The organism is Clostridium sp. JNZ J1-5 (genome assembly GCF_053901425.1).
This window is the reverse complement of sequence record NZ_CM132773.1, coordinates 1,367,303-1,382,390: the sequence shown is the minus strand read 5'-3', so window position 1 is coordinate 1,382,390 and position 15,088 is coordinate 1,367,303. Positions and strand designations below refer to the sequence as shown.

Genomic DNA, 15,088 nt, shown 5'->3' with positions numbered 1-15,088 from the left:
ATGCAAAATGTCAACGGGAAATATTGGATTTGAAGAAACACTATGGAAATCTGCGGATAAATTAAGAAATAGCATGGATGCAGCAGAATACAAACATGTAGTATTAGGACTTATATTTTTAAAATATATTTCTGATAAATTTGAAACAAAATATAATGAACTTATAGAAGAAGGAGATGGATTTGAAGAAGACAGAGATGAATATGAATCAGAAAACATATTTTGGGTTCCTAAAGAAGCAAGATGGGATTATATAAAAGATAATGCTAAAGACTCTAAAATAGGACAATTTATTGATGATGCTATGATATTAATTGAAAAGGAAAATACTACGCTTAAAGGTGTTCTTGATAAAAGATATGCAAGACCAGAACTTGATAAGAGAAGACTTGGAGAACTTATTGATTTGATTTCTACCATAAAACTTCATAAAAATGGTGAGAAAGATTTACTTGGAAGAGTATATGAATATTTTTTGGGAAAATTTGCGGATGCAGAAGGCAAGGGTGGTGGAGAATTCTATACTCCTACTTCAGTTGTTAAAACATTAGTTGAATTAATAGAGCCATATCAAGGAAGAATATATGACCCATGCTGTGGTAGCGGTGGTATGTTTGTTCAAAGTGAAAAGTTTATTGAAGAGCATCAAGGAAAAATCAATGATTTATCTATTTATGGACAAGAGTTAAATTCTACTACATGGAAGCTTTGTAGAATGAATCTTGCAATAAGAGGGCTTGATGCAAATATTGGTTCACATCATGATGATACTTTCCATAATGATTTACATAAAACTCTAAAGGCAGATTTTATCTTGGCAAATCCACCTTTTAATATAAGTGATTGGGGCGGAGATAAATTAACAGGTGATGTAAGATGGAAATATGGTACTCCACCAGAAAGCAATGCAAATTATGCATGGTTACAGCATATGGTGTATCATTTAGCACCAAATGGTTGTGCAGGTATAGTTCTTGCTAATGGAGCTTTAAGTTCAAATACATCTAATGAAGGTGAAATAAGGAAAAACCTAGTGGAGGCAAAATTAATTGATGCTATAGTAGCATTACCAGGTAAACTATTTTATTCAACAGGAATAGAAGTATCTTTATGGATATTAAATAGAAATAGAAAAGATAATTCTAAGTTTAGAGAGAGAGAAAATGAAATATTGTTTATTGATGCTAGAAAATTAGGGGAAATGATTGATAGAAAACATAGAGAACTAAGAGATGATGATATTAAAAATATATCAAATACTTATCATAATTGGAGAAATCTTAATGGGAACTATAAAGATATTCAAGGTTTTTGTAAGTCAATATATTTAGATGAGGTAAGGGAACATGAATATGTATTAACACCAGGTAGATATGTAGAAATGGAAGAAATAGAAGACGATGGAATTCCTTTTGAAGAAAAGATGGAGAAACTAACAAGTGAATTGGCAGAGTTATTTGCAAAATCTAGACACCTTGAAGATGAAATAAAAAACAATTTAGGGAGAATTGGATATGATTTTTAATAAGGTAGAAGAAGTTGAATTAGGTAAATGTATTGAACTAATTATAGACAACAGAGGGAAGACTCCCAAGAAAATGGGGGGGGATTGGGTTAAGCAAGGCATTAAGACAATTTCTGCAAAAAATGTTCATGGAGGAAAACTATCAAATTTAAATGACATTAGATTCGTAAGTAATGATGTATATGAAAAGTGGATGAAAGTTGATGTAAAGAGAGGAGATTGCTTATTAGTTTCTGAAGGTGCAACACTTGGTGAAAATATGTATTGGGATAGTAATGAAAAAATTGTTTTAGGACAGAGGTTATTTGCAATCAGAACAAATAATAATATACTTGATTCAAGATATTTTTCAGCTTATATGAATACAAGAAAATATCAAAAAGAAATAGATGGTAGAGCAACTGGTACTTCTGTATCAGGATTAAGACAGACAGAATTATTAAAGACAAAAGTTAAAGTAAGACCTATTGAAGAACAAAGGTTTATAGGAAATTTATATTACAATGTTAATAAAAAAATTGAAACTAATAGTAAAATAACTAAGAAGCTTGAACAGATGGCTCAAGCTATTTATAAACAATGGTTCGTGGATTTTGAGTTTCCCAATGAAGAAGGAGAACCTTATAAATCAAATGGGGGAAAAATGATTGAGAGTGATATGGGTTTTATTCCACAAGGATGGAAATTAGGTAGTATATATAACATTTCGGATGTAGTATATGGAGCACCATTTAGTTCAAAATTATTCAATGAAGAAGGTATTGGATTACCACTTATTAGGATTAGAGATTTAAAAACATTTACACCTGCATTTTATACTAATGAACAACATAAAAGTGCTACGATAATAAACCCAGGTGATGTATTGGTAGGTATGGATGCAGAATTTACACCTACTATATGGAGAGGAGAAAATGGTTATTTAAATCAAAGAGTTTGTATGTTTAAATCTAATAAAGAGTACGTTCATAATTATTTTATATTTGAGGCAATAAAACCCTATATGAAATTTTTTGAACATTCAAAAGTAGGAACAACTGTAATTCACCTTGGCAAATGTGATATTGATAATATGAAAATTCTAAATCCGTCTAAGGAAAAATTAGAATTATTTTCACTTATTATAGATCCAATATATAATAAGTTAATTGAAATATCAAAAGAGAATATAATACTTACAAATTTAAGAGATATTGTAGTACCTAAACTTATGTCAGATGAAATAAAGGTGTCTGTGTAATCTTCAGATAATTAGTGATTTGTGTTGAAGGGGGAAATGGGGATGAGTTTACTAGAAAATTTTACAGAAGATCTATTAGAAGAAGCAGCTATAGAGATATTTAAGGAACTTGAATATGATTATATTTTTGCTCCTGATATATCATGCGATGGTGATTATCCAGAAAGACAAGATTATAAGGATGTTATTTTAAAAGATAGAGTAAAGGATGCTTTATTCAGAATCAATAGAGATTTACCACAGGAAGCTCTTGATGATGCATATAGACAAATAATAACTTTTAATAGTCCAATACTTGTAGAGAATAACAGGTACTTTCATAAACTTTTAACAGATGGGATAGAAGTTTCTTATGTAGATAAGGGACAAATAAGAACGAAGAGAGTTTATATTATAGATTTTGATGATGTGGATGGAAAGAAAAACAACAATGAATTTTTAGTGGCAAATCAATTTACTATTATTGAAAAAGAAGAGAGAAGACCAGATTTGATGGTATTTATAAATGGTATTCCATTAGTAGTTATTGAACTTAAGTCTACTTCTGATGAAAATGTAGGAATTGAAAATGCTTATAATCAAATTCAAACCTATAAAAGTGATATACCTTCTCTTTTTAATTATAATGCATTTTGTGTAATAACAGATGGAATTAATGCAAAAGCTGGAACTATAACTGCTAATGAAGAAAGATTTATGAATTGGAGAACCATAGACGGAGAAAATATTGAGTCTTTAGCTGTTCCACAATATGAAGTGTTATTTAAGGGGATGTTTGGAAAAGATAGGCTTCTTGATATAATTGAAAATTTCCTATTGTTTCAAGAATCTAAGGAAGAAGAAAAGGATTTAGAGGGTAATAAAATTGGCGAGAAGAAAACAATAATAAAGATACTTGCAGGTTATCATCAATATTTTGCTGTCAAAAAAGCATTAGTGAAAACAAAAGAGGCAACCAGTGTTGATGGAGACAGAAAAATAGGTGTTGTTTGGCATACTACTGGCTCAGGAAAAAGTTTTACTATGGTGTTCTATACAGCACTTCTTGTGAAAAAGTTAAATAATCCAACTATAGTAGTTATAACTGACAGAAATGATTTGGATGATCAGTTATATGGAACATTCTCAAAATCAGTAGATATATTAAGACAGACTCCAAAACAGGCGGATGTAAGAAAATTAACAGATGAACAGAAAAAACAGCAAGCTAAAGAAAATGTAAAAGAAATCAATGGGCTTTATGATTTGTTAAATGATAGAGAATCTGGTGGAATTATATTTACTACTATTCAAAAGTTTAATCCTGAGAGTGGTGAAATGCCAGTTTTAACAGATAGAAGAAATGTTATTATTATTGCGGATGAAGCTCATAGAAGTCAATATGGATTAGAAGCAAAGACAAATACTAAAACAGGTGAAGTGAAATACGGATATGCTAAATATTTAAGAGATGCTCTGCCTAATGCTTCTTTTATAGGTTTTACTGGAACACCAATTGAAAGTGAAGATAAATCAACACCAGCGGTATTTGGAAATTATATAGATGTTTATGATATGACAAGGGCTGTAGAGGATGAAGCTACAGTTAAAATATACTACGAAAATAGAGTAATAAAGCTTGAAACTGATGATGATGAACTTAAAAAAATAGATGATGAGTTTGAAGAAATTACAGAAGGTCAAGAGGAAAATGAAAAGGAAAAAAATAAATCAAAATGGTCAAGATTAGAAGCAGTGGTTGGCTCACCTAATAGAATTAAAAAGCTTGCACAAGATATTGTAAGCCATTATGAGGAAAAATCAAAAACTATAGATGGAAAAGCCTTAATTGTATGCATGAGTAGAAGAATTTGTGTTGACTTATATGATGCAATTATAAAATTAAGACCAGATTGGCACAGTGATGATTTGGACAAGGGTAAGATTAAAGTTGTTATAACAGGATCGGCTGGTGAGAAAAATCAAAGGTTACAAAATCATATAGGTGGAAAGCATAGGCGAGATACTCTTGCTAAAAGAATGAAGGATAATGCAGATGAATTAAAAATAGTTATTGTTCGTGATATGTGGCTTACAGGTTTTGACGTTCCTTCTATGCATACTATGTATGTTGACAAGCCTATGAAAGGTCATAATCTAATTCAGGCAATATCGAGAGTTAACAGGGTATTTAAAGATAAAGCAGGTGGAGTAATTGTTGATTATTTAGGTATTCTTGAAAGCCTAAAGCGAGCTTTAAATGAGTTTACAGATAATGATAGGAAAAATACTGGAATAGATACTCAAGCAGCAGTAATGGTTATGCTGGAAAAATTAGAAATACTGCAAAATATGATGCATGGGTTTGATTATTCTAATTATATGGGAACATCACAGGTGGCAAGAATAAGGGCAATTACTGGAGGAATGAACTTTATATTAGGGAAACCCGAGAAGGAGCAGAAGGAATTTAAACAGATTGCAGTAGAACTTGCTAAGGCTCATTCATTGTGTGCGGCTACAACAGAAGGAAAAGAATCAGTACTTGAAGTAAGTTATTTTAAAGCGGTAAAGGCAAGTCTTACAAAACTCCAGGAAAAAAATATTCGAAAAAAATCTAAAAAAGAGATAGAAGAACGAGTAAATCAAATGCTTCAGCGTTCTATAATATCAGAGGAAGTTATTGATGTATTTGATGTTATGGGCATTGAAAAACCTGATATATCAATTTTATCAGAGGAGTTCCTTGAAGAAATTAAAAATATAAAATATAAAAACTTAGCTGTAGAAATGCTTAAAAAATTACTTGAAGGTAATATAAAGACCATGGAAAGGAACAATCTTGTAAAATCAGAAAAGTTCTCGGAAAAGTTGAAAAAAGCCCTAAATAAATACAGAAATCAAGCTATTACTAATGCAGAAGTTATAGAAGAACTTTTAAGAATGGCAAAGGAAATGAAAAAAGCAGCTGAAGGAGAAAAAGATTTAGGAATGAATGAAGATGAAATTGCTTTCTACTATGCTTTAACTGCTGATGATGCTGTAAAACAATTCATGGAAGATGAGGTGCTAAAGAAAATAGCTCACGAATTAACCATTGCTATTAAAAGGAATGTAACAATTGATTGGAGCGTAAGAAAAAGTGCTCAAGCAGGTATGAGGAAAATTATAAAAAGACTTCTAAAAAAATATGACTATCCACCAGAACAAGCTAAGAATGCATTAAAAACTGTAATGAGGCAAGCTGAATTAATGTGTGGTAATGTAGAAGATTATGAAGAATATGAAAGAGTAGCAGAAGATAAAGAGGATTATATGGTTTGATAATGTGAAATTTAATAATTTATTGGAGGGTTAACCGTGGCAGATATAAAATTTGAAATCAAGCAAAACATAGGAACTCTTTCAGAGTCCTCAAAAGACTGGAAGAAAGAATTAAACTTAATCTCTTGGAATGATAAAGAAGCTAAGTATGATTTGAGAGATTGGGATGAAGAACATAAGAAGATGGGCAAAGGAGTTACTTTGTCGGTTGAGGAATTAAAGAAGCTTAGAGATTTACTTAATGGGATGGAGTTGTGATTTTATGAATATAGAAGAGCTGTTTTCTAAAGAAATAAATCTAGAGAAGAACTTTAATTATGAAAAACTATTTAGTGGCACAAAAGCTTCTGCTTATGATAAAAGATTAAGAGCATTATTAAAATATTCAATTGAAAATAATTTTATTCAAATTAAAAAATATCTGGTTTCAGAAGATGTAGTTGAAGAATTATTTGAAATTGAGGATTGGAAGGTAATGTCTCATAAAAAAATAAAGCCAATGTTAAAAGATTGGCATAGCGAAAGTGATTATACATTAAGTCCTATCATTTATATTTTAGAAAAATTAGAACCCAATTTTATAGTTGAACTAGATAAAGAAAATTCAATTTACAAAATAAAATCTGATAAAAATATTTTAATTGGACATAGGTTTAGTATTGTTGATGCTTTTGCTAGGATATATCTCCCAGACAAGAAGATGATAATAAATTTATCAACCGATAGTTTCCACAATTTGATTGACAGTTTATCATTAGAAAATTTAGCAGTCTATATTGTAGATTTAGAATTAGTTGATGGTGAATATAAAAGAATGATAGCATATGAACTAATAGCAGATTCAAGATATTATGAATGTAAGAAAAAATCAGAAGATAGTTTAATGGATGGGATTTTTAAATAAAAAGTGAGGGGAAATTATGGCTAAATGGGATGTAAAGTTTATTATTCACGAGATAAAAAGATCTGAAAGAATAAATGGTAAAAGAGAACTATTAAAGAAAGAATCAGAGGTTAATATAAAAGTTGATGATGTTGATCTCGATATTATGCTAAAATGTAAAGATGCCAATTCAAAGTTTAGCTATGAAGAATTATTAAAATCTGATAAGAAAAATATTTTAAATGATGAAGTTAAAGAAGATATGATTAAAGAATATTATATTAGTAGCTATAAATTGGATTTTACCAATAAAACAGGGGAAATTAAATTATCATATCTTAAATTGAATTTGCTATCAATTGAGTAACTAATTATAACATCAACTGCTGATAAGGTGGCTGGTGTTTTATTTTGTCTAAAAATATTTAAATAGGAAACATCAAGGAGTATAATTTAATTATTGTGAAATTTTAGAAAAATATTTTTTTATATAGATACATAACAGAATGGGGGTACAAGTATATGATTTCAAAACGACAATATCACATATGGCAGTATAAACTAGATGATATTTATGAAGAAGATGGAAAACTTATAGTGAATTTTTCAGAAGAAGAAGCCATAAATACCAGCGAAACATTAATGCTGTATATTTTAAATGAGAAAATAAGAGAGCGTCAGTATGATGATGCTGTTGAATATAAAACTGATGAAAATGGTAATGAGATAAGGGTAAAGAAAAATATTGCTCCTATAATAACAGTAGAAACAGGCAGAAGTAGAAATAAGGAGCAGACAGCAAAGCTTCAAAGACTTCTAAGTGAAGGTTTCTATATTAATACAGAACCGTTAGGGCATTTTGTATTTTTAGATAATGTGCTTTCAGGTTCTCAAAATAAAGAATGCAGGCAGATTTTTGTTTATGAAGATTACTATGAAAAGCTTAAGGAACATATTTCTCTTGGTGTTGAGCCTAAAAAATGTACTGTATCAAAGAACCTAACAAGAAATGCTTTGACTACAACGGATGTATATTTAATTTCTACGGATATGAAAAAGCTTGGTATATGTATTATTCCAGACTGTGAAGTTCCAGTTTATGAAGATGTAAATATAATTAAGGAATATAATAGGAGTCCAGAAGAAGAGAAGCTTTATGAAGAACTGATGGCTTGGATTGATGCAGATAAGGAGTATTATAAAAAGATAAAATCAGCAAGCGAAGCAGTTAATTCTAATGAATGTAATATAGAAAAGAAAACAAAAGAGAATAGACAAAAGGGAACATATAAAACTGTTAATCAGTGGAAAACTGATGGTAGGAAAGTAAAAGCAGAGGAACTTGAAAATCCGAAAGCTAGAATATATGTGGATACAAAGGCAAAATATTATCCTTTGTTTATTGAAGAGCAAACTGATGAAATTAAAGAGGATGAAATAAAGGAGATTCCTATTACTGAGTGGTCAACAGGGCTTCAGCTTTATACAGATAAAAATCATAAGTGCGTTGAAAATGTCTTTGATGGCATGGGCATTATTTCTAAGGAACTTGGAGATAAATTTAAAGAGTTTATAGAAACGGATTATCCTATTACGGGGTATCAGCTTCGTATACCAGCTGTAAAAGGATTTTTTCCTGTTGTAGATTTTAAGGCATACTTTAAAAAGCATAATATTGAGTCTATAACTGATATGTGGGGACAACCTCATAAAGTTGATGAAATTGACATCCTTACTACGGAATCAACATTTAAAGCAAAATTAAATGTTACTGGAGTTAAAGAAGATGGATCTGAAAAGAAAGAATGGATGTTTAAGATTATAGATGAATACAAGGACTTGCTTGTTAAATATGGTTATGATGTCATAGGTGTTTCAAACTTTGCAAAGCCTGTGGAAGAAGAGTTTCGAAGGGCAACATATCAGCTGTGGCTTGCTCTTAATATAAATAAATTAGATTTGCTTGCACTTTCTAATATCCAAGGAGATGTTATTCATAAAGTTCTAAGTATTTACCGTAAAGATGAAATAGACTGGCAGGATATAAAGTATATTGAAACCTTCCTTAACCTTATTCAAAAGGAGAATGCTGATACTAATTTAGCAAAGGAATGTGCAGATGCTATTAAAGCGATTCATATTAATAAAAAGATGGTCTTTGATAGAAAGGTAATTCAAACCATTAAAGATGTTATAAATAAAAAGCTTAATGATATGTGCATGGGTAGATTCTATGTAAGAGGAAAATACCTTTATGTTACACAAGATATCCTTGCGTTTTTAAGATATGCAGGTGCTGAAAATAGAGAGCAGTGGGAGTATTCAGGCTTCCTTGGAAAGAAAGAATTTTACTGTGGTGGCAAAATAACTGGCAGAAATTTATTAGCAAGAAATCCTATAATGAGCTATTCTGAAATTGCACAGGTTGATTTTGTAGATTATCAAGGGGAGGATTCGGAATTTATAAAGCATCTTGATAATATAATTCAGATGCCTCTTGGTACTGAACCAGACAGGCTTGGGGGAAATGATAAAGATGGGGACGAGCTGTTTGTACTTTCTACCGATTACAATTTGAAGGATACCAAGATTGAATATTTGCAGAATTATAACTTTGTTGTGAAAAAAGAGGATAGTGAGAATTTCAATAAAAACTTGCTTGAAGTAATAAATCAAAGTCTACAAGACCATTTTAATAAACGCTTTCCAGAAAAAGATACTGTGACTATAGAAGATTACGTTGTTCCATCTTTAGTTCAGGTAAATGATGAGGATAAGGCTACTGCTCCAAGTAGGGAATGGAATAAAGATAATGTAATTCAGTTTATTCTAGATTCAGAGGATAAAACAGGTGTAATAACGGATATTAACACTGCTATTGAGAATATTGCAAATGAAGAAGGAAATTTACCAAAGTATGCTCTACCTATTGCTATAATGAAAGATTTGCAAGGAAAGATGATTGATGCAAGTAAAAGCGGCTTGTTTGACCAAGTAGTTATTCCAGAGGTTATTAAGCTTAAATTCAGGAAGAAGCCACAGTTCATGTATTATAAAGATGGAAATGAATTTAATAAGGATTACTCAATTAAGTCTGTTATGGATTTCTTTGCAGATAGGATGAAGCAATTTAAAGAATATGTAAACAAGGTTATGCGGGAAGATACTAACAGAAAAATAAAGGCTCAAAGGTTTGAGAATATATACAATTATTTGATGAATCCTGAATTAGATGGAGAAGAGGTACAAAAGGTTATTGAAGCATTAGATGATGTTTATTCTTACTTTATTAAGGAGAACAGGGTACTTGCTATCTTAAAATCTCATATAAATCCTTATTCCAGTGATGATAGATATAAAAGGGAACGTGAAATTGTAGACCAGAAGTTCAAGGCTTTATATGAGAAAACAAAAACTGATGCTGAAAAAGTGTGTAGCTGTCCTTCATTACTAGCAACAGCTGCTGTCCGTATGACTTATATAAACTCAAAATATAATAACCAAAACGATAATTATTCCTTCTGCTGGATTATTGCTCCTGAAGGTATCCTTCAGAATATAAAAATGCATGAGGATAAAGAAAAGATATATGTTGTTAAGGCTAATGAAAAAGAGCAAGATGTTTTTGAATGGCTTGGAGAGTATTATAAAACACAGGTTTCTAATGGAGAATACCCTTTAAAATTTGATGAGGAAAAGGACATGAGTATTCCTGTGGAGTATATTAGAAAAGTAGAAGAGGAGCTTTCAGATATTCAGGATTTAAAAATAACTATTATGGATGTTGAAAAAGGAAAGGCAGAAGAAATAGCAAATGAAATGCTTGGAAAGACCTATAAGCTATTTGTAAATGAAAAGAATTGGCTTGGTATCATTGGTAACATGAGCATTAAGGAAAGAGAAACTCTTTCTTCAGGAATAGATTTAAGAAAATATATTAATCATGACGTTACTATAAAAGAAATTATTACAGCTAAGGATTCACAAACTGTAATAAAAGTAATAGTTGATATTAAAGGATAGTTATGCCGCCAGCGAAGCTGGCTTAGGGTGGACAATGCCGAGTAAAGCTTTGTTCAAACTATAATAATATCAAGGAGGTCATGAACTATATGATAAATGATACAATTGTTATAACACAAGAAAGAATGGCTGGGTGGCTTATGTTTAATAGATTCCATAAAGTAGATGAGAAGCCAGACCTAAAGGATTCCAATAGAAGCATCTACATTTTCAAGGATACACCTGAAATTAGAAATGCTATGGGGAAATATAATCAGTTTAAAGAAATCATAAGCTAATTGTAAAGTTGGTGAGCGGAATATATGGGGGAATTAAAGGAACACGAAAAATCTATATTTGATGAAATAGTCTACAATAAAAGAGTTGAAGAAAAAGATGGTAGGACAGTAGAGTATGAGTATTTATTTAGTCATAAGATAAAATCAAATACTGTAAATGAATTGATTGAAAATACAGATGACAAAACAATTGAAATTGCAAATTTTGTAGAAGAAAATTCAAGGAAGATTTTTGAAGATAGAGATACATATGTATCGGAACAACAACTTAACTTCTACAATGATTGTACCAAGCTTATTTTTAGTGATTTAAGAGTAGAAAATCCAATTTTAATTCCAGTAAGATGCGGTTTTGGTAAGAGTACTTTTTTAAAAACTCTTATAGGTACAATTATAGGAAAGACTAAGTATGGGTTTGTTTCAAGTGAAATTAAAAATAATTATTTACCAATGATAATAACAACAGATAGAGTAAATGATTTAAAAGAGCTTAGTAGCTACATTACTAAAAAATATGGATATTACAATGATTACACTTATTATGATGAGAAAGTTAATGATGTAGTTACTATTAGGCAGCCATACATATATGTATTAGAAGGCTGGAATAAAAGTATACAATGTAAAAATTATAAAAAGGTTAAAAGCTATAAAGAAAGTATTGTAAGATGTACACAAGAGAGATGTGAATTCTTTGATAATTGTGAAATGGGAAGACAAAAAAGAGAACAACTGTATTCACCTATACTAGCAATAACAAATGCCAGATTAAGTTATTTGACCAATACAGCTGATGCAGATAAAGGAATAAATAGATTTACCACTTTTATTGATAAGGATAAAGAAGAAATAACAAGAAAAAGATTACTGATAGATGAAAAACCTCAATTACTTAATAATAGTGTTATTAGTGTTGATGAAATTGGTAAAATGAAAAGTCTAGTTAATAATTATGATTCTTCAGATGATGAAAAATATAACAACTATAAATTGGACATGTTAAAAGAGCTGAATAATATTGAAAAAAGAGTACTAGAAATACAGGAAGAATTCAAAGATTATAGGAATGCTTTTGTAGTATTAGATGAAGAAATTTTCAGTCCTGAATTTAAAGAAAACTGGTTTAATTTTTTCAATGCAAAATACAACCAGTATATAAGTGCATTTGAGGATATGTTTAGGAATGGTGCTCTTTGGTGTAAGGGTAAAAAAATGTTTTTCTATACTACAAGTAGGAACAGATTTAATGTAGGCAACTTAAGAACATTTATATTTGATGGTACAGCTGAAATGAGCCTTGAGTATAAAACAGGAGAAAATGATTTTGTATATTTAAATATTGATGATTACAAGAAATATAACTATGTTACCTTTCATATTATTCAAGAGAATTTTAGCAGAGATTCTATTAAGAAGAGACCTAAAAAATTAAAAGCTGTGTGTGATTGGATTAAAGAAAGCATTAACGATAAAACCTATGTTATAAGTTACAGAGAATGTGATGATATACCTGTAAATGAACTACTAACAGAAAGTTTAAAAGATATTCCTAATATAGTAATGTGCAAGGATAGTAATAAATTACCTTATTTCGGAAATACCAAGGGGAAGAATGATTGGAGCAGTTGTGTTAACATGGTTCAAATCGGATGGAATAGATACAACTCAGATATTTATATTGCTGAATATTTAGCATCTAGTCATATTATAAAAAAGCAAATTAGGGAAAGGTATGAAGAAACAAAATATAAAATACCTGAACTATTATTTGGACTAGATGAACGAGGAAAATTTAAATTTCATGATCTTGAGCAGTATAGATTAATGAAAATGATTGTTGATTTTGAACAGGAAGCATTTAGAACTAGAATAAGGGAATTTAGCAGTAATAAAGAAGTTCATATATATTTATTTGCTGTTAGTGATGCTATGCGTAGTATGATATATCAAAGATTTAGTAAATGTAATTTTATTGAACATAAAGAAATTAAACAATTTGAAGAGTTTAAGAAACTTGATAGAAAAGGAAATGAGGATATAGAAAGACTAATTAATTGGATGGACAATGATTGGAATAAAAAGAAAATTGAAAGTAAAAATGTAAAAGAGTTGCTTAAAATAAGCACTGATAGCTGGACATATGTTTTTAATAAAGATAAGGGTTTTCAGAAAATGTTAAAGGAAAGAAGAGTAAAACAGAAAAAAGAAGGTAAAAAATATTTTTTAATAAAGTATTAGTGAAAGCTTATACCTTTTAGGTGTACAAACTGTACAAACGTTGATGTATAAGGGTTTAAAGAGATTTGAATAGTAATTTCCTTATATAAGTACTTAAATAGGGATTTTACGAGTTAAAGTTGTATAAAGCTTGATATAACTAGGGTTAAGAGTATAAAAGGTATAAAGACATGAGATGTAATGTAAAAATGTAAAGATCTATTTAGGAATAAAATAAAAAATTCTATATTGCTCTGAGGGGGTATGGGGGTGGTAGAGCGAAAAAACTTTTATGCAGTGTTAAGCGGAATAAAAGTTTGGTAGCACCCCCATATAAAATTATGTGGAGATGATAATTTGATGAATTTAGATATGTCATATTTAAAAGAAATAAGTTCGCAATTTAGAAAGGCAATAATAAAATATGGTATAAAGAAACTTCCGATTTCTTTTCATGAGTTTCCTATGGGTTCATGTGGTGATACTTCTCTGCTATTGGGAAAATATTTTGATGAATTTGGACTTGGACAATTTGACTATGTATGTGGTGAAATAAATGGTAAAACCCATGCTTGGCTTGAGAAGGATGGAATTATTGTTGATATTACCGCTGATCAATTTAATGGGATTTCTGATGAGGTAATTGTTACTACTACTAATTGTTATTTCTATAAAAGATTTAAGGAAAACTTACGGCATAAATATATTCAAAGTTTTGGGAATGATGACTTTGTTGATATGGAGTTATTACCAGCATATTATGAGATTATTAGTTGCTTGGATAATAAATATAAGCCAGTCTTAAAATAATATAGTTTTGATCTCTATAAGGACTACTCAAGCCAGCGAAGCTGGCGTTGAGTGAAAAAATCAAAAATAATTAAGATTAATTTAACTGTCTATTCAGATATGAGTAGGCAGTTTTTTTATATAAAAAATTTTAAATTTATGGAGGTCAAAACTATGAAATTAGTATTTATCACAGACAAGGACTTAAAAAACGAGCCATATACTACAAGTAAAATTATCGCAGAATATGGCGGACAGGAGCACAGAGCAGTAAGACAATTGATAGAATCATACAAAAACCAGTTAAAGGAATTTGGAAGGGTTACATTTGAAATGATACCCTTTGAAACGAAAGGCGGGATTCAAAACATTAAGGTGTATAAACTTAATGAAGAACAAGCAACTTTTCTCATTACACTTATGAAAAACACTCCTCAAGTTGTATTATTTAAGAAGGATTTGGTGAAAGAATTTTTCACAATGAGAAATGAACTTGAAAAAAGAAGATTAGAAAGAGATGCAGAACTAAAAAGTAGAAAAGAACTAACGGATAAAATTAAAATACATCTAGGTAATAATAGTTTTAAATTTATAGCATTTACTCAAATGATATATAAGGTTTTATTTGGAAAGGATGCTCAAGGATTAAGAGATGCTTATGGAATAAAAGATAAGAAAAAGTCTCCAAAAGACTTTATGCCTGCATCAGATGTAGAGTTGGTTAGGAAGGCTGAAGAAAAAGCTTTAACAATGCTTGAGTTAGGGTATGATTATCAGAAGGTAAAAGAACAATTATATAAAATTTTTAATAATTAATGGGATGCCACTTG

Annotated in this window: 11 protein-coding genes; all 11 read left to right on the top strand. The window is 30.0% G+C overall.

Annotated features, from left to right (window positions below):
• Positions 1-7: 7 nt before the first annotated feature.
• Positions 8-1,525 carry a class I SAM-dependent DNA methyltransferase gene (locus tag ACWW38_RS06580; protein ID WP_456259991.1) on the top strand — a complete coding sequence of 506 codons (1,518 nt, stop codon included), beginning with the start codon at positions 8-10 and terminating at the stop codon, positions 1,523-1,525.
• Positions 1,515-2,765 carry a restriction endonuclease subunit S gene (locus ACWW38_RS06575; protein ID WP_456259990.1) on the top strand — a complete coding sequence of 417 codons (1,251 nt, stop codon included), beginning with the start codon at positions 1,515-1,517 and terminating at the stop codon, positions 2,763-2,765. Before ACWW38_RS06580 ends, ACWW38_RS06575 begins: the two co-directional genes overlap by 11 nt.
• A 42-nt stretch (positions 2,766-2,807) precedes the next feature.
• Complete coding sequence (locus ACWW38_RS06570) at positions 2,808-6,068, top strand: type I restriction endonuclease subunit R (protein ID WP_456259989.1); 3,261 nt, start codon at positions 2,808-2,810, stop codon at positions 6,066-6,068.
• A gap of 36 nt (positions 6,069-6,104) precedes the next feature.
• Complete coding sequence (locus tag ACWW38_RS06565; protein WP_456259988.1) at positions 6,105-6,326, top strand: YdbC family protein; 222 nt, start codon at positions 6,105-6,107, stop codon at positions 6,324-6,326.
• A gap of 4 nt (positions 6,327-6,330) precedes the next feature.
• A complete protein-coding gene (locus ACWW38_RS06560; RefSeq protein ID WP_456259987.1) occupies positions 6,331-6,972 on the top strand; it encodes a hypothetical protein in 642 nt (213 codons plus the stop codon).
• A 16-nt stretch (positions 6,973-6,988) separates the two neighbouring features.
• Positions 6,989-7,318, top strand: coding sequence for a hypothetical protein (locus tag ACWW38_RS06555; protein ID WP_456259986.1), 330 nt, complete (start codon positions 6,989-6,991; stop codon positions 7,316-7,318).
• 155 nt (positions 7,319-7,473) lie between these two features.
• On the top strand, positions 7,474-10,974 hold the full coding sequence (locus ACWW38_RS06550; protein ID WP_456259985.1) for a hypothetical protein: 3,501 nt from the start codon (positions 7,474-7,476) through the stop codon (positions 10,972-10,974).
• 89 nt (positions 10,975-11,063) lie between these two features.
• Positions 11,064-11,252, top strand: coding sequence for a DUF5659 domain-containing protein (locus tag ACWW38_RS06545; protein ID WP_456259984.1), 189 nt, complete (start codon positions 11,064-11,066; stop codon positions 11,250-11,252).
• A 24-nt stretch (positions 11,253-11,276) separates the two neighbouring features.
• Positions 11,277-13,490, top strand: a complete 2,214-nt coding sequence (locus ACWW38_RS06540) for a hypothetical protein (protein ID WP_456259983.1) — start codon at positions 11,277-11,279, stop codon at positions 13,488-13,490.
• 336 nt (positions 13,491-13,826) lie between these two features.
• Entirely contained in the window at positions 13,827-14,279 is a 453-nt protein-coding gene (locus ACWW38_RS06535; RefSeq protein WP_456259982.1) for a hypothetical protein, read from the top strand.
• Between the two features lie 153 nt (positions 14,280-14,432).
• Positions 14,433-15,074, top strand: coding sequence for a Rha family transcriptional regulator (locus ACWW38_RS06530; RefSeq protein WP_456259981.1), 642 nt, complete (start codon positions 14,433-14,435; stop codon positions 15,072-15,074).
• Positions 15,075-15,088 lie beyond the last annotated feature (14 nt).

Bases quoted from the DNA above. Each gene is read 5' to 3' on its own strand.
- ACWW38_RS06580 (WP_456259991.1), top strand. From the start codon at position 8: ATGTCAACGGGAAATATTGGATTTGAAGAAACACTATGGAAATCTGCG.
- ACWW38_RS06575 (WP_456259990.1), top strand. From the start codon at position 1,515: ATGATTTTTAATAAGGTAGAAGAAGTTGAATTAGGTAAATGTATTGAA.
- ACWW38_RS06570 (WP_456259989.1), top strand. From the start codon at position 2,808: ATGAGTTTACTAGAAAATTTTACAGAAGATCTATTAGAAGAAGCAGCT.
- ACWW38_RS06560 (WP_456259987.1), top strand. From the start codon at position 6,331: ATGAATATAGAAGAGCTGTTTTCTAAAGAAATAAATCTAGAGAAGAAC.
- ACWW38_RS06555 (WP_456259986.1), top strand. From the start codon at position 6,989: ATGGCTAAATGGGATGTAAAGTTTATTATTCACGAGATAAAAAGATCT.
- ACWW38_RS06550 (WP_456259985.1), top strand. From the start codon at position 7,474: ATGATTTCAAAACGACAATATCACATATGGCAGTATAAACTAGATGAT.
- ACWW38_RS06545 (WP_456259984.1), top strand. From the start codon at position 11,064: ATGATAAATGATACAATTGTTATAACACAAGAAAGAATGGCTGGGTGG.
- ACWW38_RS06540 (WP_456259983.1), top strand. From the start codon at position 11,277: ATGGGGGAATTAAAGGAACACGAAAAATCTATATTTGATGAAATAGTC.
- ACWW38_RS06530 (WP_456259981.1), top strand. From the start codon at position 14,433: ATGAAATTAGTATTTATCACAGACAAGGACTTAAAAAACGAGCCATAT.